Below are 15,187 nucleotides of genomic sequence, written 5' to 3'. Positions count from 1 at the left end.
TGCGGCCATCCTTGACCCGGCACCCGATCGAGAAAGATTTCGCCTGTATCGGGTCGGCGGCGAGAGTGTGGCGCAGCGGATTCAGTTGGGTACGGGCTTGGGGGCCGTGGGCGGTCGTGCGCCCGGCGGGTCCATGCCTCGTGGCTCGCCTATGGCAGTGGGCGAGACCTTGTGAACCGTTCACAAGCGAGCCGTCGCTGTGACCGGGTCGGGTTCTGGTGTCGGCGTGCCCGAGATGGGCGCGCTGTTGGCACCGTGGTGGAGTGGTTGGTGCCTGCCGGCCTAGGGGCGGCGGCTGAATCGGATCGTGCCATCCGGTAGCCGCTCATGCGTGTAGGCAGGGTTGTGCGCCAGGCGGTGATGATGGGGGCACAACAACGCCCCGTCCTTCAAGTCTGTCTTTCCGCCCTCCGCCCAGGGTTCGAGATGGTGGGCGTCGCACCATTCCGGTGGCATGTCACAGCCCTCGGCTCGGCAGCACTTCTGCTGCAACCGGAGCGCTTTGCGTTGGATCGGCTGGAAGAACCGACTGCCACGGCCGACATCGAGGACTTCACTGTCGCCGCCCAACACCCAGGGAATGATGGTCGCGTTGCACGCCATCCGCCGGGCCTCCGCTGCGGTGATGGTGGTGCCGTTGGTCTCGTCATAGCCCAGGGTCGCGATCCCGAGGTCCTTGCGGAGTTCCTCGAGGGAGATGACCACGTTGATGGTGGTCGCATCACCACCGTGGCGGGGCAACGCAGCCGGGTCCACCGTCTCCAACAACCGCGAGAAGCCTTGGCCCATGAGCCGTTCCCACGGCGGCAGCGGGGCACCCTTGGCGACGAGTTGTTGTTTGCGGGGTTGGGCGTAGGCCTCGACCAGCCGCTTGAACCGCATCCCGATCGAGACCGGGAGAACACCGTCGAACCCGATGGTCCCGTCGTGGTTGTCCCAGACCCGAAGGGCGGTCTTCTGATGAGCCCGTTCCTCCTCGGCGAGGAGGGCTTTGGCTTCGGCGTCTTCGAACCGGGCCGGGTCGATCTCGGCCAGGATCCGTTTGCCGACGATCCGGAGCTCGTTCGCGGTCAACCGGGTGGCGTAGTCGACCAGCAGCTTCTCCGCCAACACCAGGTCCTCGGCACTGGCGACCGGGTTGGTCTCGATCTTGTCCAGTGCCCGAGTGATCACCCCGGCCTTGTCCTGGGAGACGACACCTTCGGTGAGGCCGGCGGCGACGAGGTCGTACTTCGCGATGCTGGTCGCGAGCTTGATCTGGGAGCGAGCGACACCCTTGTCGACGAGGAGCTCGGTCCGCATCCACGCGGAGGCGTCTTTGGCACCGGTCTCTTCGGCGATGTCGCCGGCCGTGGCGAGTACCCGGAGTCTGAGTGCGGCCTGTTGGGCCTGGAGCTTCTCTACTCGTTCGAGGAAGTCCTTCTTCTGGCCTGTGCGCCAATAGGCGGGATCGGCTGAGAGGAGTTCTTGAAGGGCGGTCTCGATGGCCTTCAAGGCAGCGTCGATCGCGTCGCCGGGGTTGGCGCCCCAGTGGTCGATCGAGCGGCCGAGACTCATCGCCATCCTCTCCTTCAAAGAGGTGTTGTGATGGGTCTGATTCTACGCTTCCAGCCCTTACCTGGCTATCTATTTTCCCAGGTCAACCGCTTTTTCGCGGTGAGTTAACGGCCTCGTATCTGTGGATGGTAAGTGGCCCGAAGGGCCACCCTTGCGCCCATCAACCTCACCTGTCTCAAACAAGATTCCGCTGCGCCACACCCGGGCCGCCGCCCCGATAGCCAGCCAAATCTTTTCTCGATCTGGTCCGGAGTCCAGGACCGCCGAAGGCGGCCGGCGAAGCCGGCGCCCGAAGGGCGTCCTTGACGCCGGTCCAGATCGAGAGACCCTCAAAGAACGGGTCGGCGGCCCACCCCAACCCCGAAAACACAGCCCGCGAGAACGGGTGAAGACCCACCACCCTCAACCGAAGTCGATAAGCCGCCCATCCTCATGCATGACACAGCCTCGCCCAATCCAAGCGACCGCATGTTCCTTGTCCCCGACAGCAATATGCGAATAGCTAGGCGGAACCCAGACGAGCTCGTAGTCGACGTCACCCAGAGCCGCCTCGGTAGCCCGGACAGCATCGTCGGAGGGGTCGAGGGTGCGTACGGCCTGTTCGACGGAGTCGAAGTACTTTCGGCCGGCCTCGGAGAGTTCCTTGGCGCACCAAGCGCACGTGCCCAGCGTCTCGATCTGCGCGGCGGTGGCCCTGATCGGGGCGTCGAGGCCGAGGAGCTGGGGGCAGGCCCGGACATGCAGGAGACGACCCGTCGCGTGTGCGACGAAGAGGGTCTCGGGGGTGTCGGAGGGCATCTCCGGAGCCTAGGGGAGGGAGCCATGCCCTGGGAGGTATCTGAGACGAATTCAGGACGTTCGGCCCCCGTGATCGCTGTGGTCCAGGTCACGTACGATCCGGGGTATGGCGCATTACCAACAGCGCGGGCACATCCCGCCCAAGCGGCACACCCAACACCGCGACGGAGAAGGGAATCTCTACTACGAAGAGCTCATGGGCGAGGAAGGGTTCTCCTCGGACTCCTCCCTGCTCTACCACCGCCACATCCCCTCGGCGGTGAAGGACGTACGCATCTGGGAGCTGCCCGACCACGGCACCACCCCCAACCATCCCCTGCGCCCGATGCACCTCGGGCTTCACGACCTCTTCCCTGGTGAGGAATGGAAGCGTCACGACCCGGTGACCGGGCGCCGGCTGGTGCTCGGCAACGGCGACGTACGTCTCCACTATGCGGTGGCGGGGGAGACCTCGCCGCTCTACCGCAACGCGATCGGCGACGAGTGTGTCTACGTCGAGTCCGGCACCGGTGTCGTCGAGACCGTCTTCGGCAACCTGGAGGTCGGTGAGGGCGACTACGTGGTGATCCCGCGTGCCACCACCCACCGGTGGGTGCCGGGCGGCGACGCCCCGCTGCGGGTCTACGCGATCGAGGCGAACTCCCACATCGCCCCGCCGAAGCGCTACCTCTCCCGGTTCGGCCAGTTCCTCGAGCACGCCCCCTACTGCGAGCGGGACCTCCGGCTCCCGACCGACCCGCAGACCGTGGACGCGACCGAGGCCGAGGCCCAAGGAATTGAGGTCTACATCAAGCACCGCGGCCCCGGTCCTGGCGGCATCGCCGGGTCGGTCCACGTCCTCCCGCACCACCCGTTCGACGTCGTCGGCTGGGACGGCTGCCTCTACCCTTACGTCTTCAACATCGCCGACTACATGCCGATCACCGGCAAGGTCCATCAGCCGCCGCCCGCCCACCAGGTCTTCGAGGGCAACAACTTCGTGATCTGCAACTTCGTGCCCCGCAAGGTGGATTACCACGAGCTCGCGGTGCCGGTGCCCTACTACCACTCCAACGTCGACTCCGACGAGGTCATGTTCTACGTCGGTGGCGACTACGAGGCCCGCAAGGGCTCCGGGATCGGCATCGGATCGATCACGCTGCACCCCGGTGGCCACGCCCACGGGCCGCAGCCCGGCGCGATGGAGCGCAGCCTGGGTGCGGAGTTCTTCGACGAGCTCGCGGTCATGGTCGACACCTTCCGGCCCCTGGAGGTCGGCGAGGCCGGCGCCACGGTCGACGACGGCAAGTACGCCTGGACCTGGGCCGGGGGCCGCCAGTGACCCCGTGGCTGGACCTCGAGGACAGTCAGTTCGGCCTCGAGGCGCTGCCGTACGCCACCTTCCGCACGGCAGCGGATCCCGCCCCGCGACTCGGGGTGCGGATCGGTGACTTCGTGCTCGACGTCGCCGCCGTTACCGGCGTCGGCGCAGGCGGGCTCGATGCCCTGCTCGCTGCGGGCCCGGCGGTGTGGAAGGACGTACGCGCGGAAGCGACCCGGCTGCTCGGCGACCCCGCCTGCGAGGCAGAGGTCAGGCCGCACCTGGTGCCGATCGAGGACGCCGACCTGCTGCTGCCGTTCACGGTGGCCGACTACGTCGACTTCTACGCCTCCGAGCACCACGCGTCCAACGTCGGGAAGATGTTCCGCCCCGACTCCGAGCCGCTGACGCCCAACTGGAAGCACCTGCCGATCGGCTACCACGGCCGCTCCGGCACGGTGGTCGTCTCCGGCACCGACGTCGTCCGGCCGACCGGGCTGCGGAAGACGCCCGAGGGGATCGTCGACGGCCCCTCGATCCGGCTCGACATCGAGGCCGAGCTCGGGTTCGTGGTCGGCGTCGGCTCCGAGATGGCCCACCCCGTCCCGCTCGCCGAGGCCGCCGACCACATCTTCGGGATCACGCTCCTCAACGACTGGTCGGCGCGTGACATCCAGGCCTGGGAGTACGTCCCGCTGGGCCCGTTCCTCGGCAAGTCGTTCGCCACCTCGATCTCGCCGTGGGTTCTCCCGCTCGCCGCACTCGAGGCGGCGCGGGTCCGGCCCCCGGAACGAGACGTTCCGCTGGCCGGCTACCTGGACGACTCGGCGCTGGAGCCCTGGGCCCTCGACCTCGCCCTCGAGGTGCGGCTCAACGGTTCGCTGGTCGCCGAGCCGCCGTACGCCACCATGTACTGGACAGCCCCGCAGATGCTCGCGCACATGACCGCCAACGGCGCCTCGCTGCGCGTCGGCGACCTGTTCGCCAGCGGCACGATCAGCGGCCCCGAGCCGGGCCAGCGCGGCTCGTTCCTCGAGCTCAGCTGGTCGGGGGCCGAGCCCTTCAAGCTGGACGACGGGTCGATGCGTACGTTCCTGGAGGACGGCGACGAGGTGACCATCACCGCCACCGCGCCCGCGCCGGGCGGCGGCCGGATCGCTCTCGGCGAGGTCAGCGGGCGGATCCTGCCCGCGAAGGAGCGGCCGTGACGACGGTCTACGAGTTCACGCCCCGCTACCTCGAGGTCGACATGCAGGGGGTGATGTTCAACGGCTGGTACCTCACCTACGTCGATGAGGCGATGACCCACTTCATCGACACCCGCGGGGTGCCTTACAGCCGCTGGCAGGAGCTGGGTGTCGACGTCCAGCTCGCCCACGCCGACCTGGACTGGAAGGCCGGCATCGGCTTCGGCGACCGCGTTCAGGTGCCGGTGCGCAGCACCCGGATCGGCACCAAGAGCTTCACGCTCGAGTTCGAGTTCCGCCGGGGCGAGGACGTCACCTGCGCCGTGTCGGTCGTCTACGTGGTCGTCGCCGCCGACGGCTCGGGGTCGACCGCCATCCCGCCGGAGATCGTCGCCGCGATCAGCTAGCTGCGCAAGAACGGTCAAGCGACCCCGGGGCCGTCGGTGTGAGACTCCTCGTGTGCTCGAGACAGACGAAGAGATCGCCGACCTGCAACACCTCCTGGACGCCTCGATCGGCCGCGCGAGCGGCCATCTGACCGGCATCGTCAACGACGAACAGCGCCTGAACGCCCGTCAGCTCGTCACCGAGCTGACGGGCATGAAGGTGCTCGTGCTGGCCACCGTGACGGCCCGCGGTGAGCCGCGGACGAGCTGCGTCGACGGCCACTTCGTACACGGTCGCTGGCTGTTCGGGACCTCTCCCACCGCCATCAAGGCCAAGCACATGCTCGCCCGCCCCGCCGTCAGCGCGACCCACGTCGACGGGGAGCGCATCGGCGTCTTCACCCACGGCACCGCGCACGTGGTCTCCGAGGGGCCGGAGTTCGAGGACCACAACGCCTACTTCACCAAGTTCTACGGCTCGGACCCGCAGACCTGGGAGGGACCGGGCGTCGTCTACGCCACCATCGAGCCGAGCTGGATGGTGGCGTACGCCGCCGAACCCACCTCGTTCCCGGGCTGAGTGCTTACTCGGCGCCACCAAGAAGGCTCTTCTTGATCTCGGTCTTGAGCACCTTGCCGACCTTCGAACGCGGCAGGTCCGGCCAGACCTCGATCTGCTTGGGGGTCTTGACCGCGCCGATCCGCTCCTTGACGTACGCCTTGAGCTCGGCGACGTCGACCTCGGCACCGGGCCGGGGCAGGACGACGGCGGTGACGCGCTCGCCCCACTTCTCGTCGGGAAGCCCGATCACGGCGCAGTCGGCGACAGCGGGGTGGGTCATCAGCGCCTGCTCGACCTCGGTGGAGTAGACGTTGAAACCACCGGTGATCACCATGTCCTTGGCGCGGTCGACGATGTGCAGGAAGCCGTCCTCGTCGAGGAAGCCGATGTCGCCGGTGTGGTGCCAGCCGTGCGCGCTCGCCTCGGCGGTCGCCTCGGGGTTGTCGAGGTAGCCGCGCATGACCAGCGAGCTGCGTACGACGATCTCGCCACGTTCACCGGAGCCGAGCAGCGCGCCGCGTTCGCCCATGATCGACACGGTCACCAGCGGTGCCGGCCGACCGGCCGAGGAGAGGCGCTCGGTGGCGACGCTGCCGTCCTCGTGGAAGTGGTCGGCGGGCGCCATGGTCGCGATCATCATCGGCGCCTCGGTCTGCCCGAACAGCTGCGCCATCACCGGGCCGATCCGGGTCAGCGCCTCCTCCAGACGCGTCGCCGACATCGGTGCCGCGCCGTACCAGAAGCAGCGCAGCGAGTCGAGGTCGGTCGACTTCAGTGCCGGGTGGTCCAGCACCAGGTAGATCAGCGTCGGCGGCAGGAACGTGTGGGTGACGTGGTGGTGCTCGATGTGCTCGAGGAACGCACCCACGTCCGGCGTACGCATCACCACGATCTTGCCGCCCAGGCACAGCACCGGGAAGCAGAGCACCCCGGCGGCATGGGTGAGCGGCGCGAGTGCGAGATACGTCGGACGTTCAGGCGCACCCGGCCACGGGTAGGCCATCAGGGTGATGGCCGACATCGTCTCCAGGTTGGCGCCGGTGAGCATGACGCCCTTGGGTCGTCCGGTGGTTCCGCCCGTGCCGACGACCATGGCCAGGTCGTCCACGAGGTCGACGGGCTCGAACACCTCGTCGGCGGAGCCGAGGAAGTCGTCCCAGCCGATCGCCCAGTCATAGGTCGCGTCGAGGCAGACCAGGGTGGTCAGCTCCGGCAGATCTCCGCGGATCTGGTCGACCAGGCCGGCGAAGGCCGACTGGAAGATCAGTGCCGAGCATCCGAAGAGGTCGAGGAGCTCCCGGTTCTCCGCCGCCTCGCTGCGCGGGTTGATCGGGCACCAGACGCCCCCTGCACGACTGATCCCGAAGACGGAGGCGAAGGCGACCGGGTCGTTGGCCGAGAGGATGGCGACCTTCGCGCCCGGGGCGACGCCGCGGGCCCGGAGGCCCGCGGCGACGCGTACCGAGAGATCGACGACCTCGGCGTACGACCAGGTGTCCTCGCCGCAGACGAGACAGGGCGCGTCGCCTCCGAGCGAGGCACCCTTGTCCAGATAGTCGACGAGCCGCATCCGGCCGCCCTCAGCCGCGCTGCCGGGTCACGACCGGCTCCGAGACCAGCCCGAAGGCCTGCAGCTGGCCGAGGAGCTCGCGGTGGCCGAACGCCTGGCAGCCCGAGGCGAAGCCCACCCGGCGAGGCGGCTGCTGCAGCAGGGAGTAGGCGACGTACGCCTGCAGCAGGCCGGTCTGCTTGTAGTTCTGGTTGCCGTGGATGACGCAGTGCGCGCGCCCCAGCGGGCCGGAGGCGTGCACCGAGTCGAGCGACTTGTTCAGCCGCGGGTTCTCGCGCGGCGGCATCTGGTTCATCACCTGGGCCGCCGTGGCGGTCAGCGCCTCGTCGCGCTGCTCGGCGTCCATGTCCTTGGTCGCCTCCAGTGCGGCCGCCACGATCTGCGGCACCCCGTTCATCAGCGCGGCGTTGAAGACGCCGCCCTGGGCCTTGCAGCTGGCCACCTTCGGGTCGCGGCGGTACCAGACCGGGTGCGAGGTGCCGCCCCACGGCAGCGAAAGCGCGAGCTCGTGCTGACCCGGCACCACCAGCGGGACCAGCCCGGCGGTGGGGTCGAACTCGACGTACGCGTTCTGCTCGAGGTAGTGCGCCTTCGAGGTCGCCGCGTTCACCAGGATCGTGCGGGTCGAGGCGATCGTGGGGGAGCCACCCCAGAAGACCGCGATGTCGAGGGTGTCGAGGCCCGGCTGCTCGAGGCAGATCTCGGCCGCGATCTCGCCGGTCGTGTACATCTGCGCGATGCCCGGCGCGAGCAGCAGGCCCTTCTCGGCGAACCCCTCGCTGTAGGTCTCGTCGCAGGTGATCAGCCAGTCCTGCTCGCCAGTGGTGTCGGTGTAGTGGACGCCGGCGGCCAGCGCGGCCTCCACGACCTGGGGGCCGTACGTCGAGAACGGGCCGACCGTGTTGAGCACGACACGCGCGCCGGTGAGCAGGTCGATGAGCGCCTCGACGGAGTGCTCGACCTCCGCGACCTCGTAGTCGGCGGTCTCGATGCCGGGCACGTTGGCCGCCATCGAGGCGACCAGCTTGTCCTTGGAGCGGCCGGCGGCCACGAACGGCACACCGAGCTCGCGCAGGTACTCGCATACCAGCCGACCGGTGTAGCCGGAGGCGCCGTAGACGACGACAGGCTTGCTCTCGCTCATGGTCACATCCCCATTCCGCCGTCGACCGCGAGGCCGACGCCGTTGACGAAGGCCGCCTGGTCGGAGGCCAGGAAGACGACCGCGTTGGCCATGTCCTCGACCGTGCCGAGGCGTCCCGACGGGGTCAGCTCGACGACGCCGCCGACGGCCGCTTCCGGGGACTCGAAGAGACCCAGCTGGGCGACGTCGTTGGCCAGCCCGGCACCCATCTCGGTCGGGACCAGTCCGGGGTAGATGCAGTTGACGCGTACGCCGTAGCCGAGCTTGCCGCTCTCCATCGCCGCCACGCGGGTCAGCCGGTCGACGGCGCTCTTGGTGGCCGAGTAGACCGAGATGCCGGGGAAGGCGATGGTGGCCGCGACCGAGGCGACGTTGACGATCACGCCGCCGTTGCCGGCGGCGCCGTCGGGCCGCATCGTACGAAGCCCGTGCTTGAGGCCGAGGGCGGTGCCGAGCACGTTGACCTCGAGCATCTTCTTCACGTCGTTCGGGTCGAGCTCGGTGACCAGGCTGGTGATCTCGACACCGGCGTTGTTGACCAGGATGTCGAGCCCGCCGAGCGCGTCGACCGCGGCGGCCGCGGCGGCCTCCCAGGAGGCGTCGTCGGTGACGTCGAGGTGCACGAAGGTGCCGCCGATGGACTCGGCCACCTTGGCGCCCTGGTCGTCCTTCAGGTCAGCGACGGCCACCTTGGCGCCTGCCGCCGCGAGCGCTCGGGCCATTCCCTCGCCCAAGCCTTGGGCACCGCCGGTGACGAGTGCTGTGCGTCCACTCAGATCGGTCATCTGTGACTCCTTCGTCGCTGTGATCGGGCTCACAGACAATCGCGAATCTTGACGAGTGTCAAGATTTCTCTTGACGATTGACTAGAAAATGGTCCGGATGGCATCGAACGATGCACGGGAGGGGGTATCGTTGCCGCCCATGACCCAGGTCGCCGCACCCAAGTCGCCTCGCCGCCCGCCTGCTGACAAGCACGACGAACGCCGCAAGGCGCTCGCCGAGTCGGCGCTGCGCACGCTGGGGGAGCTGGGCTACGCCCGCGCCAGCCTGCGGGAGATCGCCAACAACTCCGAGTTCAGCCACGGCGTCGTGCACTACTACTTCAACGACAAGCTCGAGCTGATCGTCTACTGCGTGCGCTACTACAAGCAGACCTGCGTCCATCGCTACGACGGTGTCGTCGCCGAGGCGACCTCTCCAGAGGACCTCGTGGTCCGGTTCGGCGACAAGCTGGTCGAGACGATCGTCGAGGAAGCGCCGATGCACCGGCTCTGGTACGACCTGCGCTCTCAGTCCATGTTCGAGGAGAGCCTGCGCGAGGCGGTCACCCAGATCGACCAGAGCCTGGAGGACATGATCGCGCGCGTCGTGCACCGCTACGCCGAGCTCGCCGGCACCGAGCCCGCGATCGCGGCGCCGGTGGCCTACGGGATGTTCGACGGCATCTTCCAGCAGGCGCTGCTGGGCCACCTCAACGGTCGAGACGGCGCCCTGGACGACCTGCGCAACCAGGTCGTCGGGCTGATGCCGATGCTGCTGGCGCAGCGCTCCGAGATCACCACCGGTCACGTGGCGGGAGAGTTGCGATGACACCGATGATCGGCCTGCCCACCGGAGCCGAGTTGGCTTACCTGGTCGGTGGCATGGTGCTGCTGCTGATCGGGTTGGCGGTCACCGTGTGGTGGCTGCTGATGCTGATCCAGGCCCTCCGGACACCCGACAGTGTCTGGTCGGCGGCCGGTCAGAGCAAGATCCTCTACGTCCTGCTGATGATCTTCCTCGGCTGGCTGGGCGCGCTCCTCTACGTCTTCATCGCCCGGCCGGCGCTGCGCACCTGAGCCTCACACCACCATCGCGACCACGGCCGCCGCGGCGAGGATCGTCGCGGCGACGCGTACCCTCCCGATCGGCTCGCGCAGCACCAGCGCCGCCGAGAGCGCGACCCAGATCAGGCTCGAGCTGCGCACCGCGGCCACCAGCGAGACCGGGGCGTGCAGGGTGGCGTAGAGGCTGAGGACGTACGAGGTGGGGATCAGCACCGCGAGCACGGCCACGGTTCGCGCGTGGGTCCTGGCCTGGCGCAGTCCCTCGGCGTACTTCCCGTGCACGATGACGCTCCACAGCAGCACCTGGATGACCGTGCCGACGGCGTAGTAGGCGATCGGGTCGAGGCCGCGCTCGACGACCACCCAGCCGTCGTAGGTCGTGTAGCCGGCGATCGATACGGCGATGCAGGCCGACCACAGCAGCGGCTTCGCCTGCAGCGATCCCCGGGTGCGGACGGTCTCGAAGAGCAGCGCCCCGACCGCCGCCGCCATCAGGAGTACGCCGCCCCACTGCGCCCAGCTCAGCCACTGCCCGAGCACCACCATGCCGGTGAGCGCCACCACGACCGGGGCCAGTCCGCGGGAGAGCGGGTAGATCTGACTGACGTCGAAGTCCTGGTAGGCGACCTGGACCAGGCCCATGGTCAGCGCGTGCATCGCGGTGCTGCCGAGCGAGAGCAGGAGGAGCTCCCACGACACCGCGATGCCGTGCCCGCGCACGATCATCACCACCGCGGTGACCGTGACGACCAGGCAGCTCTCCACGATCGCCACCGCCCACAGCGCCGGCCTCCCCGCCGGCGCGATGGTCTTCGAGGCCGTGTTCCAGGCAGCGTGGGCGACCGCCGAGCCCAGGGCGAGAACGACTCCGAGCAGCAGCATTCGGGTGAGCCTACGGCGTCGCTGCACGCATCGTGACCGGACTCCTCCTAGGCCGTGTCTCCCAAATCCACGCCCGCTACGCGACGTTTCGCATCCGATCTGGCTGCGTTGCCGCCACTCGACAGCCTCCAGGATGCCTTCGCGGCGGACGCCTTGCCAGATCGGCCCGAAACGCCGCTCGCGGCCGCCGTGTCTTTGGCAGACACGGCCTAGGGTGGGCCACTACTCCAACCCCACAACACCGAGGACTTCTGTGATGGACCCCGTCGACCTGGCTCTGATGCTTCTCCGGCTCGCGGTGGGCGGCACGATGATCGCCCACGGCGTCAACCACTGGCGCGGAGGCGGCAAGATCGCCGGCACCGCGGGCTGGTTCGAGAGTCTCGGCCTGCGCCACGGCACCCTGCAGGCGTGGGCCAGCGTGGTGACCGAGATCAGTGCCGGGGTGCTGTTGATCCTGGGCCTGATCACGCCGCTGGCAGCGGCCGCCGTCGTCTCGGTGATGCTCGTGGCGGCGCTGCTCGCGCACCGCCCCAACGGGTTCTTCATCTTCAAGGACGGCTGGGAGTACGTCATGATCCTGGCTGTCGTCGCGGTCGTGCTCGGTGTCACCGGACCCGGGACGATCTCGCTCGACTCGGCCCTCGACATCGTCTACGACGGCTGGGTCGGCGGCGCGGTCGCGCTCGGTGCCGGTGTCCTCGGCACCGCCCTGCTTCTCGCCGCGTTCTGGCGTCCGCAGCGCCAGGACGGTGCCGCGGAGGAGCCGTCGCCGGAGGTCTGAGCCCGGCGCGACCAAAGTCGCGGACCGCACCGACAGAAGGTCGATGTGGCACGGCCGGCAGGTTCCTAGCCTGAATCCATGCGCTGCCCATGGTTGGCCCCAGCCGGACTTCTGGTCGCGATGCTCGGCCTGCTCGGGCTCGGTGTCGTCGGCCCTCCGGCAGCGGACGGTGGGCTCCGGATCCCGCCGGGAGTGCCGATCCTGTTGGTCGGTGCGGCCGTGACGTGGTGGTGGCGTGGCGCTCCCGGCGCCGTCCTCGGGCTGGTCGCAGTCAGCGTGGTGACGGTCGCCTCGATCGGCTCCGGCCTCGGACCGGACCTGATCGGCGACCGTGGGCTGCCGGTTGCCGTGGCGCGCTGGGTCCAGCTGGCGGGGCTGGCTGCTGCGGCGTACGCCTTGGTCCGGCGACTGGCGGCACGCCGGTCGCCGGAGGGGACAGCCGGTGAACGACCTCGCCGTGACCGGAGCAAGGTGCTCCAGATCGCCGGCCTGCTGGTGCTGTGCGGGATCGGGGCCGAGCTGTTGGCGGCGTACTCGGACAGCACCGGCGACCCGGGAGGGATCGCCTTCGCGCTGGTCTTCTTCGGCGCGCTCTACGGTGCGCCGGCGCTGCTGGCCCGGGAGCTGGCGCGTCGCCTCGGCTGGGGCTGGCCGAGCCTGCTGTTGGTCTTCGCGGCGTTGGGTACGGCACAGGCCGGCCTGATCGACCAGTCGCTGTTCAGTGCCGACTACGGCGGCTACGAGGGCTGGCAGGAGAACCGGGAGCCGACGCTGATCCCGGCCATGGGACTCAGCGGATACAACGCCTACTCGTTCATCGTCGGGCACGTGATCTTCAGCTTCGCCGCGCCTGTCGCGCTCGCCGAGGCGTGGGTGCCAGCTCGGGCCCGGAAGCCATGGCTGGGGCCGATCGGCTTAGCCTTCGCCGCGATCGCGTACGCCGTCGCCGCCGCGCTGATAGTGAGCGACCCGGAGTCACGGTCGGGGAGCCAGGGCCAGCTGCTGGGCACGGCTGCGGTGGTCGGCGCACTGGTGCTCCTCGCCGTCATCGTCGGGCGCTACCGCCGGCCGGACCACGCCGGGACGCGTGGGGTCTCNGACCAGGCGTGCGCGGCCGATGACCACGGCCGAGCGGTAGTTCATCGAGTGGTGGAACCCGCTCCGCGCCACGACCAGACCGTCGAGCTCGGTGATCGTGACGCACACGTCGCGCTCCAGCGCCCGCGCGAGCCAGCCGGCGGCCACCGAGCCGTGCAGGTAGAGCGACCCGCCTGCGTCCGGGCCGTCGAGATCGAAGCCGTACGCGGTGGGCAGCACGACCGGGTGGGCCTCTTCGCCCGACCCGACGGTGACGCCCAGGTGGGCGATGAGTGCCTCGCCGAGGAAGGCGTGCAGGCGCGCGCGGTCGGGGACGGCGCGGTTCTTCCCGCGGCTGATCCGGGTGCGTGGGGTGGGTGACAACGTCGTGCTCATGGCACCATCCTGGTAGTGAAGTGGCCTGCACGCACGGGCCAATTCAGACCCACTCCGACAGGCCATTCGACCGATGCTTCCCGTGACCCTCGACCGCACCTCCGGCGAGCCGCTCCCCGCCCAGCTCGCCGGCCAGGTCCGCGCCCTGGTCCTCTCCGGCACCCTCGGGACCGGCGACCGGCTGCCCTCGAGCCGGGCGCTCGCGGCAGACCTGGGCGTCTCGCGCGCGGTGACCGAGCAGGCCTACGACCAGCTCACCGCCGAGGGTTGGCTCGAGGCGCGACGCGGATCCGGGACGTACGTCACCGCGACCCGCACCCCGACGACCGCAGTGGCACCACGAGTGACGTCTCGGCCGACGCGGCCGACGTCTCGGCCGACAGGGGCGACGTCTCGGCCGACGGGGGCGACGTCTCGGCTGGATACGGGCACGCCGTTCTTCGACCCGCGGCTGGAGCCGGGATGGCGGCGGGCGTGGCGGGAGGTCTCGGTGGCCGCTCCCCCGCGTGGATACGACGATCCGCGCGGGCTGCTCGAGCTGCGCGAGGCGCTGGCGGCGAGGCTCGGACGCACCCGCGGCCTGGAGCTCCATCCGGACGAGATCATCGTGACCGCGGGCACCACCGACGGGCTGCGCGCGCTGCTTCCCGAGCTGCGCCCAGGGCCGGTGGCGGTGGAGGATCCGGGATACCGCGCGGCTGCCGAGACGGTGCTCACCTACGGGCGCGAGGTCGTCGACCTGCCCGCCGTGGAGACGGTGGGCGACCTGGGTGATGCGGTGGCTGCGTACGTCACTCCGGCGCATCAGCACCCGCTGGGACGCGTCATGCCGGCGGCCGACCGGCTGGCCCTTCTGGAGGCCGCCCGAGGGGCGGACGCGGTGGTGATCGAGGACGACTACGACTCGGAGTTCCGCTACGACGTCGCGCCGGTGCCCGCGATGGCGCGGCTGGATCGCGGCCGAGTGGTCTATCTCGGCACCGCGGCGAAGTCGGTGGTCCCGACGCTTCGGCTCGGCTGGCTGGTCGCGCCGCCCGACCTGCACGAGCTGATCCTGCGCCGCCGCACCATCACCCACGCCGGCGCCGCCTGGCCCTCGCAGCGCGCACTGCTGACGCTGCTCCGCGACGGCTGGCTGGACAGGGCCGTACGCTCCGCCCGCCGCGTCTACGCCGAGCGCGCCCCGAGGGTGGCCGAGGCGATGAGCCCGTACGCCACGCTCGCCGGCCCGCTCGCCGGGATGTACTCCACCTGGCTGCTGCCCGAGGCGGATGCGCGCAGAGCCCGCGACGCCGCCCGAGTCGCCGGCTTCGAGATCAACCTGCTCTCCACCTATGCCCGCTCAAGCGGCCTGACCGGCCTGGTGATCGGCTTCGGCGGCGTGACCGAGGCGGAGCTCGATCAAGCGCTCGCAGCGCTCACCGGGGCCCTCGCGCGCTAGCGGCCGGGTGCGTCGTCCTCGATCAGGTCGAAGAGGTTCTCGAGGCTGTCCGGGTCGTCCTCGCCACCGCCGACGGCCCACCCGGAGCTGGTACGCCGCAGCTGCGCGCCGACGAGCCGGCACGACTCCCCGGCCTTGTGCGCGTAGTGGGCCGTACGCGTCCGCGGCCGCCGAAGCACCAGCGCGTTCCCGCACGCCGGGCACAAAGCCCAGTCGGTCGCCGTCTCGTCGTCGGTCGCCATCTGAAGCTCGTCGCGCTCCTCCACGGCAGCCA

General features: G+C 69.6%; 16 protein-coding genes. 8 read left to right on the top strand and 8 right to left on the bottom strand.

Annotated features, from left to right (window positions below):
* Nucleotides 1–282 precede the first annotated feature (282 nt).
* Together ACFX43_RS13860 and ACFX43_RS13855 are read right to left on the bottom strand one after the other, a co-directional pair.
* Nucleotides 283–1,557 carry a DUF222 domain-containing protein gene (locus ACFX43_RS13860; RefSeq protein WP_378823009.1) on the bottom strand — a complete coding sequence of 425 codons (1,275 nt, stop codon included), beginning with the start codon at nt 1,555–1,557 and terminating at the stop codon, nt 283–285.
* A gap of 402 nt (nt 1,558–1,959) precedes the next feature.
* Nucleotides 1,960–2,355, bottom strand: coding sequence for a hypothetical protein (locus ACFX43_RS13855; protein WP_160024036.1), 396 nt, complete (start codon nt 2,353–2,355; stop codon nt 1,960–1,962).
* A 106-nt stretch (nt 2,356–2,461) separates the two neighbouring features.
* Between ACFX43_RS13855 and ACFX43_RS13850 the strand changes: the two genes are divergently transcribed.
* The 4 genes from ACFX43_RS13850 to ACFX43_RS13835 are packed head-to-tail and all read left to right on the top strand — an operon-like array spanning nt 2,462 to nt 5,808.
* A complete protein-coding gene (locus ACFX43_RS13850) occupies nt 2,462–3,676 on the top strand; it encodes a homogentisate 1,2-dioxygenase (protein ID WP_378822993.1) in 1,215 nt (404 codons plus the stop codon).
* Complete coding sequence (gene fahA, locus ACFX43_RS13845; protein ID WP_378822984.1) at nt 3,673–4,863, top strand: fumarylacetoacetase; 1,191 nt, start codon at nt 3,673–3,675, stop codon at nt 4,861–4,863. The genes ACFX43_RS13850 and fahA overlap by 4 nt, the downstream gene beginning before the upstream one ends.
* Complete coding sequence (locus ACFX43_RS13840; protein WP_378822978.1) at nt 4,860–5,249, top strand: acyl-CoA thioesterase; 390 nt, start codon at nt 4,860–4,862, stop codon at nt 5,247–5,249. Before fahA ends, ACFX43_RS13840 begins: the two co-directional genes overlap by 4 nt.
* Nucleotides 5,250–5,301: 52 nt before the next feature.
* A complete protein-coding gene (locus ACFX43_RS13835; RefSeq protein ID WP_378822958.1) occupies nt 5,302–5,808 on the top strand; it encodes a pyridoxamine 5'-phosphate oxidase family protein in 507 nt (168 codons plus the stop codon).
* A gap of 4 nt (nt 5,809–5,812) precedes the next feature.
* Here ACFX43_RS13835 and ACFX43_RS13830 read toward each other — a convergent pair whose 3' ends face one another.
* The 3 genes from ACFX43_RS13830 to ACFX43_RS13820 are packed head-to-tail and all read right to left on the bottom strand — an operon-like array spanning nt 5,813 to nt 9,289.
* Complete coding sequence (locus tag ACFX43_RS13830) at nt 5,813–7,360, bottom strand: long-chain fatty acid--CoA ligase (protein ID WP_378822939.1); 1,548 nt, start codon at nt 7,358–7,360, stop codon at nt 5,813–5,815.
* A 10-nt stretch (nt 7,361–7,370) separates the two neighbouring features.
* A complete protein-coding gene (locus ACFX43_RS13825; RefSeq protein WP_378822934.1) occupies nt 7,371–8,504 on the bottom strand; it encodes a DUF5938 domain-containing protein in 1,134 nt (377 codons plus the stop codon).
* A 2-nt stretch (nt 8,505–8,506) separates the two neighbouring features.
* Nucleotides 8,507–9,289 (bottom strand): SDR family NAD(P)-dependent oxidoreductase, encoded by a 783-nt coding sequence (locus tag ACFX43_RS13820; protein WP_378822914.1) that lies wholly within the window; start codon nt 9,287–9,289, stop codon nt 8,507–8,509.
* A gap of 139 nt (nt 9,290–9,428) precedes the next feature.
* Here ACFX43_RS13820 and ACFX43_RS13815 point away from each other — a divergent pair, with 139 nt between their 5' ends.
* Together ACFX43_RS13815 and ACFX43_RS13810 are read left to right on the top strand one after the other, a co-directional pair.
* Nucleotides 9,429–10,097, top strand: coding sequence for a TetR/AcrR family transcriptional regulator (locus ACFX43_RS13815; RefSeq protein ID WP_378822890.1), 669 nt, complete (start codon nt 9,429–9,431; stop codon nt 10,095–10,097).
* Nucleotides 10,094–10,345: a hypothetical protein gene (locus ACFX43_RS13810; RefSeq protein WP_378822883.1), complete on the top strand. Its 252-nt coding sequence runs from the start codon at nt 10,094–10,096 to the stop codon at nt 10,343–10,345. Before ACFX43_RS13815 ends, ACFX43_RS13810 begins: the two co-directional genes overlap by 4 nt.
* Before the next feature lie 3 nt (nt 10,346–10,348).
* On the opposite strand, the gene ACFX43_RS13805 is transcribed toward ACFX43_RS13810, so the two are convergent.
* Complete coding sequence (locus ACFX43_RS13805) at nt 10,349–11,215, bottom strand: hypothetical protein (RefSeq protein WP_378822878.1); 867 nt, start codon at nt 11,213–11,215, stop codon at nt 10,349–10,351.
* 256 nt (nt 11,216–11,471) lie between these two features.
* Here ACFX43_RS13805 and ACFX43_RS13800 point away from each other — a divergent pair, with 256 nt between their 5' ends.
* Nucleotides 11,472–11,999 (top strand): DoxX family protein, encoded by a 528-nt coding sequence (locus ACFX43_RS13800; RefSeq protein ID WP_378822872.1) that lies wholly within the window; start codon nt 11,472–11,474, stop codon nt 11,997–11,999.
* A 975-nt stretch (nt 12,000–12,974) separates the two neighbouring features.
* Here ACFX43_RS13800 and ACFX43_RS13795 read toward each other — a convergent pair.
* Nucleotides 12,975–13,472 (bottom strand): pyridoxamine 5'-phosphate oxidase family protein, encoded by a 498-nt coding sequence (locus ACFX43_RS13795; RefSeq protein ID WP_378822852.1) that lies wholly within the window; start codon nt 13,470–13,472, stop codon nt 12,975–12,977.
* Between the two features lie 73 nt (nt 13,473–13,545).
* Between ACFX43_RS13795 and ACFX43_RS13790 the strand changes: the two genes are divergently transcribed.
* Nucleotides 13,546–14,913 (top strand): PLP-dependent aminotransferase family protein, encoded by a 1,368-nt coding sequence (locus tag ACFX43_RS13790; RefSeq protein WP_378822827.1) that lies wholly within the window; start codon nt 13,546–13,548, stop codon nt 14,911–14,913.
* Here ACFX43_RS13790 and ACFX43_RS13785 read toward each other — a convergent pair.
* A complete protein-coding gene (locus tag ACFX43_RS13785) occupies nt 14,910–15,179 on the bottom strand; it encodes a competence protein CoiA family protein (RefSeq protein WP_160024663.1) in 270 nt (89 codons plus the stop codon). The genes ACFX43_RS13790 and ACFX43_RS13785 overlap by 4 nt on opposite strands.
* Between the last annotated feature and the right edge of the window lie 8 nt (nt 15,180–15,187).

Origin of the sequence: Nocardioides sp. YIM B13467 (genome assembly GCF_042788075.1) — a bacterium.
Taxonomy (GTDB): domain Bacteria; phylum Actinomycetota; class Actinomycetes; order Propionibacteriales; family Nocardioidaceae; genus Nocardioides.
Note: the sequence above shows the minus strand (reverse complement) of the source record. Positions and strands in the feature narration are given on the sequence as shown.